The organism is Micromonospora sp. CPM1, assembly GCF_023896895.1.
Taxonomy (GTDB): Bacteria; Actinomycetota; Actinomycetes; order Mycobacteriales; family Micromonosporaceae; genus Micromonospora; species Micromonospora tulbaghiae.
This window is the reverse complement of record NZ_JAMHIU010000001.1, coordinates 530,548-552,527: the sequence shown is the minus strand read 5'-3', so window position 1 is coordinate 552,527 and position 21,980 is coordinate 530,548. Positions and strand designations below refer to the sequence as shown.

At 74.3% G+C, this 21,980-nt stretch carries 15 protein-coding genes; 7 read left to right on the top strand and 8 right to left on the bottom strand.

Annotated elements, in window-relative coordinates:
- Positions 1–110 precede the first annotated feature (110 nt).
- Genes M8C11_RS02080 through rph form a run of 3 tightly spaced genes read right to left on the bottom strand, consistent with a single transcriptional unit; the run spans position 111 to position 4,259 of the window.
- Positions 111–1,205 carry a 12-oxophytodienoate reductase gene (locus M8C11_RS02080; protein WP_252448084.1) on the bottom strand — a complete coding sequence of 365 codons (1,095 nt, stop codon included), beginning with the start codon at positions 1,203–1,205 and terminating at the stop codon, positions 111–113.
- 42 nt (positions 1,206–1,247) lie between these two features.
- Positions 1,248–1,616 carry a MerR family transcriptional regulator gene (locus tag M8C11_RS02075; RefSeq protein WP_091417166.1) on the bottom strand — a complete coding sequence of 123 codons (369 nt, stop codon included), beginning with the start codon at positions 1,614–1,616 and terminating at the stop codon, positions 1,248–1,250.
- A gap of 48 nt (positions 1,617–1,664) precedes the next feature.
- Positions 1,665–4,259 carry a rifamycin-inactivating phosphotransferase gene (gene rph, locus M8C11_RS02070; RefSeq protein WP_252448083.1) on the bottom strand — a complete coding sequence of 865 codons (2,595 nt, stop codon included), beginning with the start codon at positions 4,257–4,259 and terminating at the stop codon, positions 1,665–1,667.
- 298 nt (positions 4,260–4,557) lie between these two features.
- Between rph and M8C11_RS02065 the strand changes: the two genes are divergently transcribed.
- Both M8C11_RS02065 and M8C11_RS02060 read left to right on the top strand, forming a co-directional pair.
- Positions 4,558–8,706 carry a SpoIIE family protein phosphatase gene (locus M8C11_RS02065; RefSeq protein ID WP_252448082.1) on the top strand — a complete coding sequence of 1,383 codons (4,149 nt, stop codon included), beginning with the start codon at positions 4,558–4,560 and terminating at the stop codon, positions 8,704–8,706.
- The gene (locus tag M8C11_RS02060; protein ID WP_252448081.1) at positions 8,703–9,002 is read left to right on the top strand and encodes an STAS domain-containing protein; all 300 of its coding nucleotides are present in this window, start codon (positions 8,703–8,705) and stop codon (positions 9,000–9,002) included. Before M8C11_RS02065 ends, M8C11_RS02060 begins: the two co-directional genes overlap by 4 nt.
- A gap of 28 nt (positions 9,003–9,030) precedes the next feature.
- Here M8C11_RS02060 and M8C11_RS02055 read toward each other — a convergent pair whose 3' ends face one another.
- Together M8C11_RS02055 and M8C11_RS02050 are read right to left on the bottom strand one after the other, a co-directional pair.
- Positions 9,031–9,912, bottom strand: coding sequence for a universal stress protein (locus M8C11_RS02055; protein ID WP_252448080.1), 882 nt, complete (start codon positions 9,910–9,912; stop codon positions 9,031–9,033).
- A gap of 21 nt (positions 9,913–9,933) precedes the next feature.
- Positions 9,934–12,627: a cation-transporting P-type ATPase gene (locus M8C11_RS02050; protein ID WP_308212711.1), complete on the bottom strand. Its 2,694-nt coding sequence runs from the start codon at positions 12,625–12,627 to the stop codon at positions 9,934–9,936.
- Between the two features lie 110 nt (positions 12,628–12,737).
- On the opposite strand from M8C11_RS02050, the gene M8C11_RS02045 reads away from it, so the two are divergent.
- The 4 genes from M8C11_RS02045 to M8C11_RS02030 all read left to right on the top strand — a co-directional run bounded on the left by M8C11_RS02045 (position 12,738) and on the right by M8C11_RS02030 (position 15,568).
- Entirely contained in the window at positions 12,738–13,550 is an 813-nt protein-coding gene (locus tag M8C11_RS02045) for a hypothetical protein (protein ID WP_252448078.1), read from the top strand.
- A gap of 41 nt (positions 13,551–13,591) precedes the next feature.
- Positions 13,592–13,780 carry a ribonuclease gene (locus M8C11_RS02040; protein WP_252448077.1) on the top strand — a complete coding sequence of 63 codons (189 nt, stop codon included), beginning with the start codon at positions 13,592–13,594 and terminating at the stop codon, positions 13,778–13,780.
- A 35-nt stretch (positions 13,781–13,815) separates the two neighbouring features.
- Positions 13,816–14,289: a hypothetical protein gene (locus M8C11_RS02035; RefSeq protein WP_252448076.1), complete on the top strand. Its 474-nt coding sequence runs from the start codon at positions 13,816–13,818 to the stop codon at positions 14,287–14,289.
- A 76-nt stretch (positions 14,290–14,365) separates the two neighbouring features.
- Positions 14,366–15,568, top strand: coding sequence for an MFS transporter (locus tag M8C11_RS02030; RefSeq protein WP_252448075.1), 1,203 nt, complete (start codon positions 14,366–14,368; stop codon positions 15,566–15,568).
- Positions 15,569–15,616: 48 nt separating this feature from the next.
- Here M8C11_RS02030 and M8C11_RS02025 read toward each other — a convergent pair whose 3' ends face one another.
- Complete coding sequence (locus tag M8C11_RS02025; protein ID WP_252448074.1) at positions 15,617–17,809, bottom strand: carbohydrate-binding module family 20 domain-containing protein; 2,193 nt, start codon at positions 17,807–17,809, stop codon at positions 15,617–15,619.
- Between the two features lie 588 nt (positions 17,810–18,397).
- On the opposite strand from M8C11_RS02025, the gene M8C11_RS02020 reads away from it, so the two are divergent.
- Positions 18,398–19,204, top strand: coding sequence for a helix-turn-helix transcriptional regulator (locus tag M8C11_RS02020; RefSeq protein WP_252448073.1), 807 nt, complete (start codon positions 18,398–18,400; stop codon positions 19,202–19,204).
- A gap of 45 nt (positions 19,205–19,249) precedes the next feature.
- On the opposite strand, the gene katG is transcribed toward M8C11_RS02020, so the two are convergent.
- Both katG and M8C11_RS02010 read right to left on the bottom strand, forming a co-directional pair.
- A complete protein-coding gene (katG, locus tag M8C11_RS02015; RefSeq protein WP_252448072.1) occupies positions 19,250–21,526 on the bottom strand; it encodes a catalase/peroxidase HPI in 2,277 nt (758 codons plus the stop codon).
- Complete coding sequence (locus tag M8C11_RS02010) at positions 21,523–21,978, bottom strand: Fur family transcriptional regulator (protein WP_091417126.1); 456 nt, start codon at positions 21,976–21,978, stop codon at positions 21,523–21,525. The genes katG and M8C11_RS02010 overlap by 4 nt, the downstream gene beginning before the upstream one ends.
- Positions 21,979–21,980 lie beyond the last annotated feature (2 nt).

Sequence of the window (21,980 nt, the reverse complement as noted above, 5' to 3'; positions counted from 1 at the left end):
TCGAGGTACGACCAGCGCGGCTCGCCCGGTGAGCCTTGTGGCGCTCGTGCCCTGCCATCGACTGTGAGCGATAACATCCCCCGGCGTCAACCCCCTGCGGCACCCCGGTCCTAGGGGTACACGTCCTCGTGCGCCTTGCGGTAGTCGGCGATCTCGCCCAGCCGTCCGGCGGCGGCGTGCGTCACCCACGCCGGGTTGCCGAGCAGCGCGCGACCGAGCGCCACCAGGTCGAACTCCCCGTCCGCCAGCCGCGCGGTCAGGCCCGCCACCGACTCCGGGCCGTCCGGGCGCAGGAAGTCCCGCCGCAGCCCGACCGAGCCCACGGTGATCGACGGCAGACCGGTGAGACGCTTCGCCCATCCGGCCAGGTTCAGCGCCGAGCCGGGGAAGACGGGCTGCCAGAAGCGACGTTGCGAGGCGTGCAGGACGTCCGCGCCGGCCTCGGCGAACGCGGTGAGGATCTGCGCCAGCTCGGCCGGGCTCTCGGCGATCCGCGCGTCGAACGCCCGCTCCTTGAACTGGGAGAACCGCACGATCACCGGGCGGTCCGCCGGGACCTGCGCGCGTACCGCACGCACCACGGCCGCCGGGAACGCCGCCCGCCGCGCCGGTGAGCCGCCGAACGCGTCGGTCCGGCGGTTCGTGTACGGCCACAGGAACTCGTCCAGCAGGTAACCGTGCGCGGCGTGGATCTCGATCGCGTCGAACCCGGCCCGCACCGCGACCCGTGCCGCGTCCGCGTACGCCGCCAGCAGCACCTCCGCGTCCGCTGCGGTCATCGCGTGCGGCGCCGGGCGACCCGGCTCGCGTACCCCCGAGGGGGTCCACGCCGGACGGCCGTCCACCGGCTCGCGCAGGCTGCCCAGGTGCCACAGCTGCGCGGCGATCCGGCCGCCGGCGGCGTGCACCGCCTCGACCACCCCCCGCCAGCCGGCCTCCGCGGCGCCGGCGGTCATCCGGGGCACCGTGTCCTCGTGCCCGGCGCTGGGATGGTCGACCAGCACGCCCTCGGTGACGACGAGGCCGATGCCCGCCGCGGCGCGGCGCCGGTAGTAGTCGGCCATCTCCGGCGTCGGCACGCCGCCCGGCGCGCGGTTACGGGTCATCGGCGCCATCACGAAGCGGGACGGCAACGGCAGTCCGGCGACGGTGACGGGTGCCAGCAGCGGCGCCACCGGCGATGCGGTGTCCAGGGTCGCGTTCATGACCCGACGCTAGGAGTTGACACCGGTGTCAAGGGCAAGCGCTCAGGCGGCCGGATCCCGGGTGTCCTCGGTCACGCTCATGTCGGACACCACGTCGTCGAGCACCGCGACGGCGTGCGCGAGCCGTGCCATCTCCGCGGTCATCCGGGTCCGCTCCTCCCGCAGCCGGTCGGTGAGCCACGAGGTGCGGATCTCCGGATCGGTCACGCAGGGCAGCAGCTCGGCCATCCTGCGGCTGCTCAGCCCGGCGTCGAACAGCCGCTGGATGAGCCGGACCCGGTCCACCGCCGACTCGGCGAAGACCCGCTGCCCGCTCGCGGTACGCATGGCGGCGAGCAGGCCCTGCTGCTCGTAGTACCGGATGGACCGGGCGCTGACCCCGGTGCGCGCCGACAGCTCCCCGATCCGCATCGTGCCCTCCCGCTGGCCGAATCTCCATCATCGAGCATGCCGCGCCGGTCAGGACAGCAGCTCCACGTACCCGTCGCTGCCGTGCACCCGGATCCGCCCGCCGTCGCGGATCAGCCGGGTCGCGTCCGGCACCGCCACCACGGCCGGCAGGCCGTACTCCCGGGCGATCACCGCGCCGTGCGTCATCAGGCCGCCCACCTCCGTCACCAGGCCCGCGGCGCCCACGAACAGCGGCGTCCAGCTCGGGTCGGTGTGCGCGGTGACGAGGATGTCGCCCGGCTCCAGGTCGGCGCCGGCCAGGTCCGTCACGACCCGCGCCCGTCCCTCGACGACGCCGGCCGAGACCGGCAGCCCGACCAGGGCGCCGGCGGGAGCGTCGTCGCGCCGGTACGAGCCGTTGATCGCCTCGCCCTCGGAGGTGAGGACCCGGGGCGGAGTGAGCGCCTGGTGCGCCCGGAACTCCTCCCGGCGCCCGCGGATCAGCCCGGCGTCGACCCGGCCGGTGGCCGCGACCTCGCGGAACTCGTCGAACGTCAGGTAGAAGACGTCCTCGGCGGCGGCGAGCACACCGGCGCGGGCGAGCCGGCCGGCCTCGGCCATGAGCGCCTGCTTGTAGACGGCGTAGCGGCTCACGATGTCGTACTTCGGGTACTCCCGGTAGCCGACGAACGTCCGTACCCGCTCGATCATCGCCTGCGTCTCGGCGGCCTTGCGCTCACCGTCGGGCAGCGCGCGCAGGCGGTCGAGCACCTCCCGTGCCTTCGCCTCGGCCCGCTCCCGGCCCTGCGCGAAGCGGCGCGCGGCAGCGCCCGGGGCGAAGTTGCGGACGTTGTCCAGGATCAGCGGCACCAGCGTGGCCGGGCGTTCGCTCCACCGCGGCCGGGTGATGTCGATCTCGCCGACGCAGCGCATGCCGTACCGGTCGAGGTAGCCCTCGATGGCCTCGCGCGCCTCCGGGCCGCCCGGCAGCTTCGGCAGGTCGTCCAGGAACCCGTCGTCGGCGACGTCCCGCAGGAACGCCACCACCTCGGGGTACGCGCGGATCACGTCGGCCACGTCGAGCAGCGCGAGCCCCATCTCGGAGGTGACGTTGCCGGGCGCGGACAGCGTGAGCGTGTCGGCCGCGTCGCGCTCGCCGAGCCACTCTCCCAGCTTGTCGTTGAGCCACCAGGTGGCCTGCATCCCCGCCATGATCGCCTGGCCGCTCAGCGGATCGGTGAGCACCCGCTTGTGCTCGGCGAACGCCTCGGTCAGGAAGTCGAACAGCTCGGGTCCGGACCGGGTGCTGACGTCGCGGCGCAGGGCGGCGACGGACGCCTGGCTGCGCTCGACGAGCGTGGCGACGATCGCCGGGTCGGTGGCGACCGGCTGTGGCGGCCCGCCCGCGGGCGGGCCGGCCGGGGCCGGGTCCGGCGCGACCGGCAGGACGTCGCGGGCGAGGACCGTCTCCAGCGCGTCCCGGGTGAGCGGGTCGGCCCGGCCGATCATGCCCAGGAACGCGGTACGGCCCGCCGGGGTGGACAGGTGCGGCGTGGCGTCGACGAACAGCCGGCCGCCCGCCTCGTGCATCGGCGCCATGGCGGTGAGCCGCCACATCGACAGGCCCAGCGGCTTCATGGCGTCGGTCATCATCTGCTGGTGGCCGACCGACAGGTAGACGTGGAACCGCCCGTCGGCGGCGGCCGCCGGCACCGGGAACAGCGTGGTGATCGGCCGGCTCTGGAGGATGTGGACGTCGTCCCCGGTCACGGCCCACTCGATGTCCTGCGGGCGGCCGAAGCGCGCCTCGATCCGCCGGCCCAGTGCGGCGAGGCGTACCGCCTGCGCGTCGGTCAGCGCGGCAGACGCCTGCCGCGCCGGGTCGACGGGCGTGAGCCGGGTGCCGCCGCCGGGCGCCGCGTGCACCGCCCGTGACTTCGCGCCGATCGCCCGGCCCACCACCGCGCCGTCGCGCACCGTGAAGACGTCCGGGTTCACCAGGCCGGAGACCAGGGCCTCGCCGAGACCGAAGCCGGCCTCCACCGACACCACCGTCCGGTTCCCGGTGACCGGGTCGGCGGTGAACATGATCCCGGCCGCGTCCGGGAAGACCATCCGCTGCACCACCACGGCCATGTCCACGGCCCGGTCGTCGATGCCGTGGCGCCGCCGGTAGGTCACCGCCCGGTCGGTGAACAGCGAGGCCCAGCAGCGGCTGACGTGCCGCAGCACCTCGGCCGTGCCCACCACGTTCAGGTAGGTGTCCTGCTGGCCCGCGAACGAGGCGGTCGGCAGGTCCTCCGCCGTCGCGCTGGACCGCACCGCGTACGCCGCGTCCGGACCGAGCCGGGACAGCGCGCCGGTGACCGCCGCCGCCACGTCGGCGGGCAGCGCGGTCCGCTCGACGGCGCGACGGACCTCGGCGGCGGCCGCCCGGATCGCCGCCGGGTCGTCCGCGTCCGCGCCGGCGAGCCGGTCCAGCGGGCCGGCCAGCGACGGCGCCCGCGCCACCAGCCGGAAGGCGTCCGTCGTGACGCAGAAACCAGGAGGTACGCGCACCCCCTCGATCCGCGTCAGCGCCCCCAGATGCGCGCCCTTGCCGCCGACCGCGCCGATCCGCGTCTCGTCGACCTCGTGCAGTTCCCACACATACCGTCCGGTCATGCCGTGCCCCCGTTTTCGCAGCTCAATCCGCATCGGCCGATGATTGTGCGGCATGACCGGGGCCTTGCGGCAAGACCCGGGGTGCGATATATGTTGATAGTGGCGAGGAGACCTGTCTCCTTGCCTTTCGTTTTGCGGTCGTCACGTCCCCCTGCCCTGGCCCGCCGCCGTCACGTGAGTCAGATCTCCCCGCCCCGGGTGGAGTGCCGGGGGCGCCACGGGGCAAGAAGCGACCGCGGGCCGCGGTGCGACGCGGCCCGGACGAGCGGGATCGGGTGGGGTGGGGGAGACTCGTGCGATGAGCGGCGCTGACACCGACCCGCGTACGCGTGCCGACGTCTTCGCCGTCGACGGGGAGATCGGGCCGGACCTGGCGCGGGTCGACTGGTCGGCGCACCCCCTGGGCCCGCCGGACACCTGGCCGCAGAGCCTGCGGACCGCGGTGCGGATCCTGCTGTCCTCCCGGTTCCCGATGTGGATGGCCTGGGGTCCGCAGCTCATCTTCTTCTGCAACGCCGCCTACCGGCGGGACACGCTCGGCCGCAAGTACCCGTGGGCGCTGGGGCGCCCGGCGAACGAGGTGTGGGCGGAGATCTGGGACGACATCGGCCCCCGCGTCGACACCGTCCTGCGCACCGGCGAGGCGACCTGGGACGAGGGGCTGCTGCTGTTCCTGGAGCGGGCCGGCTACCGCGAGGAGACGTACCACACGTTCTCCTACAGCCCGTTGCGCGCCGACGACGGCAGCCTGGTCGGGATGCTCTGCGTGGTCAGCGAGGACACCGAGCGGGTCATCGGTGAGCGGCGGATGGCCACGCTGCGCGACCTCGGCTCGGACCCGAGCGTCATCCGCACCGAGCAGGAGACGCTCGCGTTCGTCAGCCGCCAGCTGGCGCGCAACCCGCAGGACCTGCCGTTCACCCTCACCTACCTGTACGACGACGACGGCGGTGCCCGGCTGGTGGAGGCGACCGGGCTGGCGGCGGACCACCCGGCGGCCCCGGCCACGCTGTCCCCCGGCGACCCGGCCGCCCCGTGGCCGGCCGGCGCCCTGACCGAGGGCGATCCGGTGCGGGTCGCGCTCGACGGCCCCGCCTTCACGGACCTGCCGGCGGGTGTCTGGCCCGCCGCGCCGACCGAGGCGCTCCTGGTGCCGCTGCGGCAGCAGGGCGGGGCGCCGTACGGGTTCCTGGTCGCCGGGCTGAACCGCTACCGGGCGCTGGACGACGGGTACCGCGGCTTCGTCGAGCTGACCGCCGGGCACCTCGCCACCGGCATCGCCAGCGCCCGCAGCTACCAGGCGCAGCAGCGGCGGGCCGAGGAGCTCGCCGAGCTGGACCGCGCGAAGACCGCGTTCTTCTCCAACATCAGCCACGAGTTCCGCACCCCGCTCACCCTGATCATGGGCCCGCTGGACGAGCTGCGCGGCCGGTTGCAGGGTGCCGACGAGCGGGTCCGCGCCGAGCTGGACGTGATCCGCCGCAACGGGCTGCGCCTGGGCAAGCTGGTCAACAGCCTGCTCGACTTCTCCCGGATCGAGGCCGGGCGGATGCAGGCCCGCTACGAGCCGGTGGACCTGGCCGCCGTGACCGCCGACCTGGCGAGCGTCTTCCGGTCGGCGATCGAACGGGCCGGCCTGTCCTTCGAGGTGGACTGCCCGCCCCTGTCCGAGCCGGTGCACCTGGACCGCGGCATGTGGGAGAAGGTGGTGCTCAACCTGCTCAGCAACGCGCTGAAGTTCACCTTCGACGGCACGATCCGGGTGGAGCTACGCGACGAGGGCGACTCGGCGGTGCTGCGGATCTCCGACACCGGCATCGGCGTCCCCGCCGACGAGATGCCGCGCCTGTTCGAGCGGTTCCACCGCATCGAGAACGCCCGCTCCCGTTCCGACGAGGGCAGCGGGATCGGCCTCGCTCTGGTCAAGGAGCTGGTCATGCTGCACGGCGGCGACATCGACGCGGACAGCGCGGTGGGCCGGGGCACCACCTTCACGATCCGGTTGCCGTTCGGCACCGCGCACCTGCCCGCCGACGCGCTCGCCCCGGCGGGCAGCGGCCGGACGCCGGCGTCGGCCGAGCCGTTCGTGCAGGAGGCGCTGCGCTGGCTGCCCGCCGACCCGGGCGACGCCGTCGGCGAGGACACCCCGGCCGACGGGCCGGTGCAGCCGCTGCCCGGCGGGGCGCCGGCCCGCGTCCTGGTGGCCGACGACAACGCCGACATGCGGGAGTACCTCACCCGGCTGCTGCGCTCGGCCGGGCACGAGGTGCAGGCGGTCGCCGACGGGCGGGCCGCGCTGGACGCCGCCCGCGCGCACACCCCCGACCTGGTGGTCAGCGACGTGATGATGCCCCGGCTCGACGGCCTGCAACTGGTGGCCGCGCTGCGCGCCGACCAGCGCACGGCCGGCACTCCGGTGCTGCTGCTGTCCGCCCGCGCCGGTCAGGAGGCCTCGATCGAAGGGCTGGAGGCCGGCGCCGACGACTACCTGGTCAAGCCGTTCCCGGCCGCCGAGCTGCTGGCCCGCGTACGCGCGAACGTGGAGCTGGCCCGGCTGCGCAACCACCACGCCCGCTGGCGTACCGCACTCGTCGACTCGTTGCAGGAGGCGTTCTTCGTCTGCGACGAGGACGGCGCGGTCGTCGAGATCAACGCGGCGTTCACCGGCATCCTCGGCTACGGCACCGAAGGGCTGCCCTACCCGGCGGTGCACCCCTGGTGGCCGGACCGGGAGGCCGAGCCCGAGGCGCACCGCCAGGTGGCGGCCGCGTTCTCGACGCTCGTGGGGCAGACCCGGGGCACGTACACCGTGCCGGTCACCCACAGCGACGGGCACCGGATCTGGATCTCGGCCGCGTTCAACCAGGTCGACGACCCGGACAGCGGCCGCCGGATGATCGTCGGCACGTTCCGCGACGTGACCGCCGAGCACTACGCCGTGCAGCGGGAGACCGCCCTGGCCGGGCTCAGCATGCGGCTGTCGCAGGCGGACGACCTCACCGACGCGCTGCTCGGGGTGCTGGACGAGCTGCGCAAGCTGTGGCGGGCCGCCGGCGTGCTCACCGCCGTCTTCGGCGACCTGCCCGCCCCCGAGGTGACCGCCACCGACCCGGCGGCACGCTGGGACACGTTGCCGCAGGAGCGCCGGCAGGCGTTGCTCGCGCTGCGGGACACCCCGCTGCTGACGCCGGTGGCGACGCGTACGCACGGCGCCGGGATCGCCGTCGAGCACCCGTACGGCACCATGGCGCTCTGGATCGACCTGGGCGAGAAGCGGCCCTTCACCGAACAGGACCAGACCCTGCTGGCGCTGCTGGCCGGCCACATCGGCCAGGGGCTGCACCGGGTGCACCAGATCGACCAGCAGCGGGAGACCGCGCTGGCTCTGCAACGGGCCATCCTCGGTCCGGCGCAGCTGCCCGCCGGCTTCGCGGTCCGGTACTCCCCCGCCGCGATGCCGCTCAAGGTCGGCGGCGACTGGTACGACACCGTCGAGCTGCCGGACGGACGCATCGGCATCGTGGTCGGCGACTGCGTGGGCCACGGCCTTCAGGCCGCGACGGTGATGGGGCAGCTGCGCAGCGCCTGCCGCGCCCTGCTGTTGCAGGACCCGAACCCGGCCCGCACGCTCGTGGCCATGGACCGGTTCGCCGCGCTGCTGCCCGGTGCCTCCTGCGCCACCGTCTTCTGCGGCGTGCTGGACCCGGCCACCGGCCTGATGCGCTACTCCAGCGCCGGTCACCCGCCGGCCATCGTGGTCCGCGCCGACGGCACTCCCGAGCTGCTGCGACACGGCCGGTCCCGGCCACTGGCCGTACGTCCGGGTGAGGAACGCCCGGAGGCGGAGGCGACGGTGCAGCCGCGCGCCACCCTGATGCTCTACACCGACGGCCTGGTGGAACGCCGCCGCCAGCCGATCACGGCCGGCATCGCCCGCGCCACCGACGCCATCCAGCAGGGACACCACGCGCCGGTCGAGGTCCTGGCGACCGAGATCATGGAGCGGCTCGCCCCGGACGGCGGCTACCACGACGACGTGGCGCTGTTGCTCTACCGCCACCCCGGGCCGCTGGAGCTGGAGTTCCCGGCCGAGTCGACCCGGCTGGCCGAGGTCCGCACCGCGCTGCGGGGATGGCTGGACCGCTGTGGGCTGGCCCCGGCCCACGCCTACAACATCCTGGTGGCGGCCGGGGAGGCGTGCGCCAACGCGATCGAGCACGGGCACCGCGACGATCCGGGCGGGCGGATCCGGCTGCGCGCCGCCGCCACGGCCGGCGACCTGCGCCTGAGCGTCACCGACAGCGGCCGGTGGCGGGACCGGAACCGGCCTCCCGACCCGCACCGCGGCCGGGGAATCGTGCTCATGCGCGCGTTGATGGACGACATCAGCGTCACCCCGGGAGCCACCGGCACCACAGTCGACATGCAGGCGAGGATCACGCCATGAGCACGTCTCTGACCCTGACGACGAGCGACAGTCCCGACGGCGCCCGCGTGCTGGCCGCCGTCGGCGAGATCGACATGAGCAACGCGTCCACCTTCGCCGACGCGCTGGCCGAAGCGGTACGCCCCGACGGTGAGCCTCTGGTCGTGGACCTCAGCAAGGTGGAGTACCTGGACAGCGCCGGGCTGGCCGCGTTGTTCCCGCACGCCGACCGGATCGCGCTGATCGCCGGCCCGCTGCTGGAGCCGCTGCTGACCATCTCCGGGCTGGCCGACCTCACCACGGTCCGCAGCGCCTGACGCCGTCGCGGCGTCAGGCGTTGTCGCGTCAGGCGCCGTCGCGGACGATCACCAGCGGCGAGTGGGCGTGGTGCAGCACCGCGTGGCTGACCGAGCCCAGCAGCAGCCCGCCCAGGGCGCCACGGCCGTGCGCGCCGACCACCACCAGCTGGGCGTCCTTCGACTCCTCCACCAGCACCCGGGCCGGGGCGCCGCGGATCGACCGCTGCCGCACCGGCACGTCCGGGTAACGCTCGGCCCATCCGGCGATCGACTCGGCGACGACCCGCCGGGACTCCTCGGCGAAGGCCTCGGGGTCGTACACCAGCGGAAGGATGTCGCCGGGGCCGATCGGAGTGGGGTACAGCCAGGCGTGCACCACGATCAGCGACGCGCCCCGGCGGGCGGCCTCCTCGTACGCGAACCCGACCGCCGCGGTGGACAGCTCGGAGCCGTCCACACCGACCACGACCGGGCCGTCGGCGCGCGCCTCGCCGCGTGTCACCAGCACCGGGCAGTGCGCGCGGGCCGACACCTGGAGCGTGACCGAGCCGATCAGCAGGCCGGCGAACCCGCCCAGCCCGCGGTGACCGAGCACGATCAGCGCCGCCTCGCGGGACTCGGCGACCAGCACCGCCGCCGGCGCGCCGTCGACCACCACGCCGGTGACCGGCACCTCCGGGGCGACCTTGCCGACCTCGGCGACCGCCTCAGCGACAACCCGTTCGGCCTGGTTGCGCAGGCCGGCGCCGGCGGGCGCACCCGGGGCCGGAGTGAGCGGCGCGCGGGTCAGCGGCCAGATGAACGCGTGCACCACCTGCAGCGGCCGGTTCCGTTCGGCGGCCTCGCGGGCGGCCACCCGGACCGCGTCCAGCGAGGCGGCGGAGCCGTCCACGCCCACCACGACGGGGGCCTGCGAGTGGATCGTCATGACGTCCTCCTTCACTCGTCCTCAGCCTGCCCGTCCGGCGGCCGGCCCGGCAGGGCCGGCGGTCCCGGCGTGGGGGTCGTTGGTCCCGGCCCGCGGGGCGTTGCTCCCGCGGAAGCGGCGGGTCAGCCGCAGCACCAGCCCGGGCAGCACGCCGATCGCGGCGCAGGCGAGCAGGTCGAGCGCGCTGAGCGGGGACGTGCCGAGCAGCTCCCGCAGCGGCGGCAGCAGCACACCCGCCACCTGGAGCACAGCGGAGATCGCGACCGCCACCGGCAGCGCGAGGTTGCGCTCGCGGGAGCCCGGGGTACGGATCGCGCGGACCGCCAGCGCCACGCCGAGCTGGGCCAGGCCGAGTACCACGAACACCACCGACTGCCACGGCCGGTCGGCCGCCGCGGCCCACACGCCGGCACCGAGCGTCGCCGCGGCGATCAGCCCGCCGGTGACCAGCACGTCCCGGCCCAGGCCGGCGCCGAGCACCGACTCCTGCGGTGAGCGGGGCGGCCGGCGCAGCGTGCCCGGCTCGGCCGGCTCCGCGCCGAGCGCCACCCCGGGTACGCCGTGGGTGAGCAGGTTGATCCAGAGGATCTGCGCCGGCAGCAGCGGCACCGGCAGGCCGAACAGCGGGCCGAGCAGCATCACCGCGATCTCGGCGACGCCACCGGCGAGCGCGTAGCGCAGGAACCGGCGGATGTTGTCGTAGATCCGGCGGCCCTCGCCGATTGCGGTCGCCACGGTGGTCAGGTCGTCGTCGACGAGCACCAGGTCGGAGGCCTGCCGGGCCACCTCGGTGCCGCCGCCCATGGCCACGCCGATGTCCGCGCGGCGCAGCGCCGGGGCGTCGTTGACGCCGTCGCCGGTCATCGCCACCACGTGCCCCCGGGTCTGCAGGCCGGCGATGATGTCGAGCTTCTGTTCCGGCTGGGTCCGCGCGTACACCCGGGTCTCGGGGTGGGCGCGGCCGGGGTCGCCGTCGTCGCCGTTGGCCAGCGGGTCGCCGTCGCGCCAGAGCCCGAGCCGCCCGCCGATGGCGGCGGCGGTCGCCGGGTGGTCGCCGGTGATGAGGACCAGCCGGATGCCGGCCTCCTCGAAGCCCGCGGCGATGCTGGGTGCCGCCGCGCGCAGCGGGTCGCCGACCGCGACCAGACCCAGCGGGCGCAGGCCGGCCGGCCGGGCCGGGTCCGGCGGGGTGTCGACCACCGCCGACGCCACCGCCAGCACCCGCAGCCCTTCGGTGGCGAGCCGGTGCGCGGCGTCGGTCAGCTCGGCCAGTTCCCCGGCGTCGGCGTCCACCAGCGGCGCGGCCAGCAGGTTCTCCGGCGCGCCCTTGCAGACCACCAGGTAGCGCCCGTCGCAGCGGCGGTGCACCGTGGTCATCCGACGCAGGTCCTGGTCGAACGGCGCCTCCGCCACGCGGGGCCAGGCGTCGCGGGTGGTGTCCGGGTCCAGCCCGCAGCGGGCGCCGAACGTGACCAGCGCCGCCTCCAGCGGGTCACCGATCGCGGTCCACTCCGGCCGCTCGTCGGTCGGCGGCGTCACCGTGGCGTCGTTGCAGAGCAGCCCGGCGCGGGCGAGGGCGCGCAGCTCGTCCGGGGCGCTCACCGGTTCGCCCCGGTGGTGCACCTCGCCGTCGGGCGCGTAGCCGGTGCCGGTGACGGCGTAGCGGTCGTCGCCGGGGACGACGGCGTACTGCACCGCCATCCGGCCCTCGGTGAGCGTGCCGGTCTTGTCGGAGGCGATCACGGTGACCGAGCCGAGGGTCTCCACCGCGTGCAGCCGGCGGGGGATGGCCCGGCTGCCGGCCATGCGGCGGGCGCCGAGGGCGAGCGCGAGCGTGACGACGGCGGGCAGCGACTCCGGCACGGCCGCCACCACGAGGCTGACGGCGGTGACCGCCATCTGCGTGACCGGCCGCCCGTCGAGCACGCCGATGGCGAAGACCAGCCCGGAGAGCACCACGGCGGTCAGGCCGAGCACCCGGCCGAGCGAGGACAGGCGCCGTTGCAGCGGGGTGGGCGCCGGCCGGGTCGCCGCGACCAGGGCGCTGATCCGGCCCAGCGCGCTCGCCGCGCCGGTGCGCACCACGGTCCCGGTGGCGCGGCCGGTGGTGACCACCGTGCCCGCGCTGGCCTCCTCCCCCGCGACCCGGGCCACCGGCACCGACTCGCCGGTCAGCGCCGACTCGTCCAGGCTGAGGCGTACCGCGTCGGTGAGGTCCAGGTCGGCGGGCACCACGTCGCCGGCTTCCAGCCGGACCAGGTCGCCGCGGACCAGGTCGGCCGCGGGCAGCACGAGGTCACGGCCGTCGCGGACCACGCGCGCGGTCGGTGCGGCGAGCCGGTCCAGGGCGGCGACGGCCCGGTCGGCGCGTACCTCCTGCACCACGCCGATCGCCGTGTTGATCAGGACGACCAGCACGATCACGGCGGTGTCCGGGTAGTCGCGCAGCAGCGTGGTCACCACGGCGGCGGCCAGCAGGAGCGCCACCAGCGGGTCGGTGAGCTGGCGGAACACCCGGCCGGCCAACCCGCGCTTGCGCGGCGCGGCCACGGTGTTCGGCCCGTCGGCGCGCAGCCGGGCGGCCGCCTCGGCCGAGCCGAGCCCGGTCGCGGGGGCCGGAGAGATCTCGGTGGGCGTCGTCGCTGTAGCGGGCCCGCCGTTGATCACCACATCGTCCTCCATGTCGTCGCCGCCCACGCCGGGCAACCCCAGCATGCCGCGCGGGCGGGCCCGGGTCGCAGGGCCGAGGGCCTGTCGGACCCGGGACCAACGGCCCCCCGCGTACGGGGCGGCGCGGCGCCCGGTTCGCCGGTACCGTCGGCGCGGTGAACCGGACACGCAGCGCCACCGGGCCGAAACCTCCGTCCCGTCACCCGGGGATCCGGTGGACGCTCGCGGTGCTCCTCGTCGCGTCGGCCGGATGCGGGAAGGGGATCGGGGAGGAGAGCGGCGACACGCTGGCGCGCGACGCCGCGGCCGTGGAGGCGAAGCAGCTCAACACGGAGCTGGGGCACCGCAACCGGGTACGCGACGCCGGGTCGATCGCGGCGGCCGAGATCGTCCGGGAGCCGCGGGACGCCGCGTCTGGCGGCGGTGCGACGGTCCGGCGTGAGGCGCTGGCCTGGTCCGGCCGCACCGCCCGGGACGAGCGGGCCACAGTCGACGTGCGGTTCGTGGTGACGGTGCCGGAGCAGCCGCCGGTGTCGATCGGCGGCGCTAGCAACACCGCCGGTGAGGCCGCCCGCTGCTACCGGTACGAGTTCGAGCTCTACCGCTACACGACGTACCACGAGATCGACTGTCCGAGCGGCCCCGCTCCCTCGCCGCCCACCGCCGCGCCGGTGCCGAGGGTGCCCGAGGACGGGCGGCAGCGGCTGACCGCCGTGCTGCGCACCGCCACCCCGGACACGCTGGCGGGCGCCGTGCGGGCGGCCTTCCCGCAGGACTGGATCACCGTCGACACGACGGTGCACGAGGGCGCGCTCGTCGCCGCCGTCGGCGTACCGGCCGAACGGGACTGCCTGCTGCTCGTCCGCACGCCGGCCGGGAAGATCGAATCCCCCGCGTACGACCGGATCTGGCTGGAACCGGGCGAGACCGGCTGCCGGACGGGCCTGTACGTCTCGCCGCCGCGCTGACGCACCGGTTTGCCGCGCGGCCGCCGGGGCACCTGACGGTCATGACTGATCCGCAGCAGTTCCAGCGACAGCAGGAGGGCGCGCTCGAGCGCGGGCAGGTGTTCCAGGACGCCGAGGGGCGGCGTACCCGGGATCCGGGCGCCGGGGCGGAGAACGCGGAGAGCGAGGCCGACCGCAACGCCGAGCGCCTGGCGCGCGGCGAGGTGGGCCCGGGCGTCCCGGAGGACTGACGCCCGACACAGGGGTGTCAATGTAGCGTTGACGGGTGAGCCTGGCCCACCTGTCCGAGATCGTCGCGGCCCGGGCCCGGCTGGACGACCGCGAACTGGACCTGATCGACCGGGCCCGCCACGACGGCGCCACCTGGGCCGAGATCGCGCGAACGCTCGGCCTGGGCAGCCGACAGGCCGCCGAGCAGCGCCGGCAGCGCCTCGTGGCGGCCCGGCGAGGCCGCCTGGCCGCGCTCGACCCGGCCGCCTCCCCCGACGTGCCGGCGCTCCGAGCCGCAGTCGCCGACCTGCACCGCTGGATCGGGACGGACCGCTCGTGGGACGGCCGTTTCCCCCGCGCGGCGTTGACGCGCCGCACCTGCCTGCTCGCGCTCGACGCACCGGCCGGGCCGCTGTACGCGCTGGCCACGCACCTCGCCGACGACCTGGCCGGGGCCGGGCGCCGGCTGCCCGCGCCGGTACGCGACGCCGCCCGCCGCATCACGGCAGTCCTGTCAACGGAACATTGACGCACGCGTAAGCTATTGCCGCGCCCTGACTCAACTCCCGAGGATGAGTCCTCCAGGCTCAACTCTCGGGGGACTCATGCGCCGCAACGCGTTCCTGTTCGTGGCCGTCTCGCTGCTGTCCGGCCTCGGCGGCAGCGCCATGGCCCTGGTCTCCGGCATCTGGATCCTCGATCTCACCGGCTCCACCGGGCTCGCCGCGCTGGCCGGCCTCTGCGTCTACGCGCCGACGCTGGCCGGACCGTGGCTCGGCGGCCTGCTCGACCGGGTGCCCCGGCGCCGGCTGGTGATCGGCGTCGACCTCGCGCTCGCCGCCGCGTTGCTGAGCCTGCTGGCGGTACGAGGGCCCGGCCAGGCGTGGCTGATCTACGCCGTCTCGCTCGCCTACGGCGTCGGCTACGTGCTCGTCGACGCCGGCGAGACCGCGTTGCTGCCCGCCGCGCTCCCCCCGGCCCGGCTGGCCGACGTCAACGGCTGGCGGTCGAGCGCGCAGGAGGGCATGAAGCTGGTGGCGCCGCTGGCCGGCGCGGGCCTGTACGCGTGGCGGGGCGGGCACGTCGTCGCGGTGCTCGCCGCCGCCGTACCGGTGCTCGCGGCCGCCCTGTACGGCGCCTTGCGCCTGACCCGGACCGTCCCCGCTCCCCCGGCCGCACGCCCGGCGGGAGTGCGGGACGGGCTCGCCGCGCTCCTTGCCCGGCGGGCGGTACGCGTACCCGTGACGCTCGCGGCGGTGTCCATCGCGATGTCCGGCTTCACCACCGCGGCGCTGTACGACGTGGTGGTGACCGACCTGGCGCTGCCGTCGACGTTCCTCGGTGTGCTCGCCAGCGCGCAGGGCGCCGGGTCGCTGCTCGCCGGGCTCGTGGTCGGCCGGCTCGCCCGTCGCCACGGCGAGATCGCGGTCGGCGTCGCGGGTGCGGTCCTGTTCGCAGCCGGCTGTCTGGGGCGCTGCCTGCCGTGGTGGCCGGGCACCGTGGCCGCCTCGGTGGTGGCAGGTGTGGGTCTGCCGTGGACGCTCGTCGCGGCGGTCACCGCCGTGCAGACGTGCACGCCACCGGCGATGCTCGGGCGGGTCGCCGGGACGGCGAACACGGCGATGTTCGGCCCGATCACGCTCGCCATCCCGCTCGGGTCGGCGGCGGTAGCCGTCGGCGGGCGGCCCCCACTGGTGGTCGCCGCCGTGGTGTGCCTGGCCGCCGCGCTGGCGGCGGCCCGGGGCGGAGGCCGCGAAGGCGCCGCTACCGCGTCCGGGGCCGATGACGAGGTCCGGGTCCGGGCCTGACCGGATGCGGCCCGTCCCCCGGGGTGGCGGGGACGGGCCGCACGATCGTCAGCGCCAGGTGTCGGTGACGGCGCGGGCGCCGCCGGCCGGCGTGGTGAGCGTCCGGTTGGCGCCGGACTCCCAGGTCACCGTGCCGTCCGGGTTCTTCTTGACGTACTTGTACTCGACAGCGGTGTTGGCGGGCAGGTCGACGGTGGCCCGCCAGACCGGGTAGGCGGCCGGCGAGAGCGCCAGGGCGGCGGCCGGGTTCCAGCCACCCAGCGCCGGTATGTTGCCGACCACGAACACGTTCTGCCCGTAGACGGTGGTCGCGGTGACGGAGAACGTGGTGGCGACCGCCGTGGTGACAGTGTCACCGCGGAACGTCTCGGTCACCGCGTACGTGCCGCCGGCCGGGGTGGTGAGCGTCCGGTTCGCGCCGGACTCCCAGGTGACCGCTCCGGCGGCGGTCAGCTTGACGAACTTGAACTCCACGCCGGTGGACCGGGGCAGGTCGACCGTGGCCCGGTAGGTGCCGCCGCCCTGCGCGGCGAGCTCGACGCCGTTCGCGGGCGTCCACGAGCCCAGCTCGGGGATGCCGCCGACGACGTAGACGTCCTGCCCGGCGGCCAGGTTCGCGGCGACGGTGAACGTGGTGGCGATCCGGTCACCCGGGCTGACGGTGGGCGACGCGGTCGGCGAGGCGGTCGGAGAGGCCGACGGGGAGGGGCTCGCGCCCGGCCGGGCGTTCACGTGGATCGCGACCGCGCCGTTTGCCGGGAGGGTCACTGTGGCCCGGCCGCCGGACACGGTCACCGTACCGCCGGTGCAGCCGCTGCCGGTGGCGACGCCGGAGATGACGTCGCAGTACCGGCCGTCGGCGAGCCCGGTGACGAAGGTGGCGGTGGTGGCGGAGCCGGAGTCGTTGATGCCGATCCACGCCCGGTCGCCCCGGTGGAAGCCGATCACGTTGCTGTTCACCGTGGTGAAGTCCGAGACCGTCTTCACCGGCCGGGCGGCGTTGGCCCAGCCGACCATGCCCTTGACGCCCGTGGTGCGGCTCAGGCAGTTCCAGGCGGCGCCGCAGACCGCGTCGGTGACCCGTCCGGTGCCGTCGTGCGGCGGGGACTGGTTGCGGTCGGACCAGGTGAAGCTGTCGTAGACCGACGGCTTGCCGTGCGGGTACGCCAGCGCGAAGTAGTTGGCCAGCACGTAGTCGGTGCCGTTCTTGTACGACAGCACCACGCCGTCGCGCTCCAGGTCGTGGTTGGTGACCATGGAGAAGACGTTGGCGCTCGGCGCGTCGAGGTTCCAGTTCGGCACGTTCGCCAGCGCCGAGACGGAGCCCTGGAACGCCGAGCGGATGCCCTTGGCGTACGCGAAGTCGAGCACGTCGCCGTTGCCGATGTACGCGCGGGCCTGCAACGCCGGGTTGCTCGCCCCGTCGAAGATCTCCTGCGCTACGTAGGGCCGCCGGCCCTCGGCGACGGTGTCGTCCAGCTTGCCGAGAACGGCCGCGAAGTCGTCCTTGCGGATGTGCTTGACCGCGTCGACCCGGAAGCCGTCGACGCCGAGCCCGATCAGATCGTTCAGGTACGCCGCGATCTTGTTCCGGACCGTTTCCTTCTCGGTGTAGAGGTCGGACAGCGACAGCAGCTCGCAGCTGGTCACCTGGGCCTCGTTGTTCCAGTCGTTGATCGCGCCGCCGGTCGGGCAGTTGTCGCCGGGGCGGTGGAAGTCACCGGCGCCGTACGGCACGGCCGGGTAGCTGTAGCCGGAGAACTCGGTGCCGGCGTAGCCGCGCGTACCGGCCGGGTTGTTGGTGCCGGCCATGTGGTTGACCACCGCGTCGACGTAGACGCGCACACCGGCGTCGTGGCACGCGGTGACCATGGCGGCGAACTGCTGGCGGTTGCCGAACCGGCTGTCCAGCTTGTAGGAGACCGGTTGGTACACCTCGTACCAGGGGTACGCGCCGTCGGCACTGGCGGGCAGTTTCACCGACTCCTGCGGCGGCGCCACCTGCACCGCGCCGTAACCGGCCGGTCCGAGGTGGTCGGTGCAGGCGGCGGCGACCGAGGTCCAGTTCCATTCCCAGAGGTTGGCGGTCACCTCGCTGTCGTTGAGCGCGACGGCGGCGCGGGCGGGGGCGGGGACGGTGGTGGCAGCGGCGACGGCCACCGTGCCGCCGGCCGCGACGAGCGCGGCGGCGAGCAGCAGGCGACCGGCGCGGCCACGGGGGTGTGGCCTGGCGGATTGCATGGCTGGGGGACCTCTTCCGTGGGTTCGAAAGGGTGAGCGGGGGTGGGGCGGCCGTCCCGGGTGACGAACACGATGCGCCATCCATGAAAGTCTTTGCAATAGCTTGCGGCAAAGTTTTCGAAACCAGCAGGCAACACAAAGCGGTACGGATTCCCTGCCACCAGCGGCGATCCGCAGCGGACCGGACGAGCCCTGCCCAGAGTCGGTTCCCACTGCTCGGGAGGCGGCGAACCGCTTGGCGGGACGACCGCAAGTTCCGAGCAGATTTTCCAACCTTTGCGGGCCGGTGACACCCACCTGAACCGATCCGGGCCTGGCGGGGGCCCGCCGGCACGTACCGTGTCGGTGGATCCCGCTCACGGACAGCCCACATGCCGGCGGCCTGACCGGCAACGGGGTGACGGACGACCAGCCGGCGCTCGCGGCGCTCGTCGACCGGCACGCAGACCGCCGGCGTCTGGATCACCGAGCGGGGCAGTTGCCTGAACTGCCGGGTGGTCGAGGACGACCTCGACGGCAACCACACGGCGATCCGCGCCCCATTGATGGGATTCGGGATATGCAGGGCTCAACGCCGGGTCGTTCCGGATGGACCGGGTCGCCCAGTCGGGCGATCTGCGTATCGACGTCGAGCAGCTCGACTCCGTTGTCGTCTGCGAGAGCACGAGCAGCATGGTGTGCCGTGTCAGCGACGGCGAACAGCGTCCCTTCCGCCCCGGCGACGTGTTCCTGAACGCCAATCCGGGCCGTCCGTACCGGATCCGGTGGCGATGCGGGGAGGTGCTCCTGGTCCAGTTGGACGCGGGCCTGCTCCACCAGGTCGTCTCCCCCGCTCCCGGACGCCGGCCCGCGCCGGTCCGGTTCACCGACCTCCAGCCGGCCTCCCCGGTCCTGGCCGAGCACTGGCGGTCCGCCGCCCGCTACGTCCGGCATGCCGTGCTGGGCAATCCCGAGGCGAGCCGCCAGCCGCTGGTGCTCGGTACGGCGGCGCGCACCCTCGCGGCGGCCGCGCTCGCCGTCTTCCCCAACACCGCCCTGACCGACCCGGCGCGCCAGGACCGGCGCGACGCCTCGGCGCCGGCGCTGCGCCGGGCCATCGCCTTCATGGAGGAGAACGCGCACCGGGACATCAGCCCGGCAGATGTGGCTGTCGCCGCCGCCGTGTCCGTGCGATCCCTGCAACTGGCCTTCCGGCGGCATCTGGACAGCACACCGGCGGCCTACCTGCGGCGCATCCGGCTGGAGCGGGTGCACCAGGAGCTGCGGATGGGCGATCCGAGACGCGAGACCGTCAGCCGGATCGCCACCCGGTGGGGCTTCCTGAGCCACAGCAGGTTCACCGCCCACTACCGGTCCGTGTTCGGCATCCCCCCGAGCCGTACGCTGCACGACTGACCGGACCGGCCCACCCGCGAACGGGGCTCGGGGAGGTACGGCGGATCAGGCCAGGTCGAAGCGGTCCAGCTCCATGACCTTCGTCCAGGCGGCCACGAAGTCGCGGACGAACTTCTCCCGCGCGTCGTCGCTGGCGTAGACCTCGGCCAGCGCCCGCAGCTGCGAGTTGGAGCCGAAGATGAGGTCGACCGCGGTGGCGGTCCACTTCACCTGGTCGGTCGCCAGGTCCCGGATCTCGTACACGTGCTCCTCGGACTCCGCCGCCTTCCACCGGGTGCCCGGGGAGAGCAGGTTGACGAAGAAGTCGTTGGTGAGCACGCCGGGCCGGTCGGTGAGCACGCCGTGCGCGGCGCCGCCGACGTTGTTGCCGAGCGCGCGCAGGCCGCCGACCAGCACGGTCATCTCCGGCGCGGTCAGGTTCAGCATGTACGCGCGGTCGATGAGCAGCACCTCCGGCTGGGTCTTCTCGCCCGGCCGCAGGTAGTTGCGGAACCCGTCGGCGCGCGGCTCCATCACCCGGAACGACTCGACGTCGGTCTGCTCCTGCGTGGCGTCGGTACGACCCGCGTGGAACGGCACCGTCACCTCGACGCCGGCGTCCCGCGCCGCCTGCTCGACAGCGGCCGAGCCGGCCAGCACGATCAGGTCGGCGAGCGAGATCTGGGCGCCGCCGGCCGCGTTGAACTCCTGCTGGATGCCCTCCAGGGTGCTCAGCACGGTGGCGAGCTGCTCCGGCTGGTTGACCTCCCAGTTGCGCTGCGGCTCCAGCCGGATCCGCGCGCCGTTGGCGCCACCGCGCTTGTCGGTGGAGCGGTAGCTCGCGGCCGAGGCCCACGCGGTGGAGACCAGCTGGGCGGTGGTGAGGCCGGACTCCAGCACCTTCGCCTTGAGCGCGGCGACGTCTGCGTCGTTCACCAGCTCGTGCGCGACGGCCGGCACCGGGTCCTGCCAGAGCTGGGCCTCGGGCACCCACGGGCCGAGGAAGCGGCTGACCGGGCCCATGTCGCGGTGCAGCAGCTTGTACCAGGCCTTGGCGAACGCCAGCGCGAACTCGTCCGGGTTCTCCAGGAACCGGCGCGAGATCTTCTCGTACGCCGGGTCGACCCGCAGCGACAGGTCGGTCGTCAGCATCGTCGGCCGGTGCTTCTTCGACGGGTCGTGGGCGTCCGGGATGATCGCCTCGGCGTCCTTGGCGACCCACTGCTTGGCGCCACCGGGGCTGGTGGTCAGCTCCCACTCGTAGCCGAAGAGGATCTCGAAGAACCGGTTGCTCCACTGCGTCGGGCGGTCGGTCCAGGTCACCTCGAGACCGCTGGTGATCGTGTCGCCGCCCTTGCCCTCGCCGTACGTGCTCAGCCAGCCCAGGCCCTGCGACTCCAGCGGCGCGGCCTCCGGCTCGGGGCCGACGTGGCCGTCGGCGGGGCCGGCGCCGTGGGTCTTGCCGAAGGTGTGGCCGCCGGCGATCAGCGCGACGGTCTCCTCGTCGTTCATCGCCATCCGGCGGAACGTCTCGCGGATGAAGTGCGCCGCGGCGAGCGGGTCGGCGTTGCCGCGCGGGCCCTCCGGGTTGACGTAGATCAGGCCCATCTCGGTGGCGCCGACGCCGGCCACCATCTCCTTCTCGGAGGAGTAGCGCTCGTCGCCGAGCCAGGCGTCCTCGGGGCCCCAGAAGATCTCCTCCGGCTCCCAGACGTCCTCACGGCCGAAACCGAAGCCGAAGGTCTTGAAGCCCATCGACTCCAGGGCCACGTTGCCGGCGAGCACCAGCAGGTCGGCCCAGGAGATCTTCTGGCCGTACTTCTGCTTGACCGGCCAGAGCAGCCGGCGGGCCTTGTCCAGGTTGGCGTTGTCCGGCCAGCTGTTCAGCGGGGCGAACCGCTGCCCGCCGTCGCCGGCGCCACCGCGGCCGTCCTCGATGCGGTAGGTGCCCGCGGCGTGCCAGCTCATCCGGATCATCAGACCGCCGTAGTGGCCGAAGTCGGCCGGCCACCAGTCCTGCGAGGTGGTGAGGACCTCGGTGATGTCCCGCTTGAGCGCCTCGACGTCGAGCTTGGCGAACTCCCTGGCGTAGCTGAACTCCGGGCCCAGCGGGTTGCCCTTGGAGGAGTGGGCGTGCAGCACCGACAGGTCGAGCTGGTTGGGCCACCAGTCGCGGTTGCTGCGCGGACGACCGCCGGTCTTCGGGGTCGGCGAGTCGATCGCCGGGTTCTCGCTCTCGCTGCCGTGCGCGGTCACGGAGTCGTGCGCGACCGGGCAGCCGGCCGCCTCCTTGGCGTCCACGCCCTGCGGGCTGACGGGCCGGTTGTCCTGGGTGTCGCTCATCTGTTTCCTTCCGAACTGGCGGATCGCTGGGCGGTACGGTCGGCCGCGCAACCGGGACAGGTGCCCCAGTAGACGACCTCCGCCTCGTCCACCACGAAGCCGTGGTCGTCCGAGGCGGTGAGACAGGGGGCGCGGCCGACGGCGCACTCGACGTCGGCGATGGCGCCGCAGGAACGGCACACGACGTGGTGGTGGTTGTCTCCCACCCTCGACTCGTAGCGGGCCGTGGCGCCGGCCGGCTGGATGCGCCGGATCAGCCCGGCGTCGGTGAGTGCCCGGAGCACATCGTAGACCGCCTGGTGGGACACGGTGGGCTGGTCGGCGCGGACCAGGGCGATCACCGTGTCGGTGTCGACGTGCGGGTGGTCGCGCAGCGCGGCCAGCACTGCCAGGCGGGGCCGGGTCACCCGCAACGAGACCGCCCGGAGCTGCGTCTCGAAGTCGGCCGTCATGC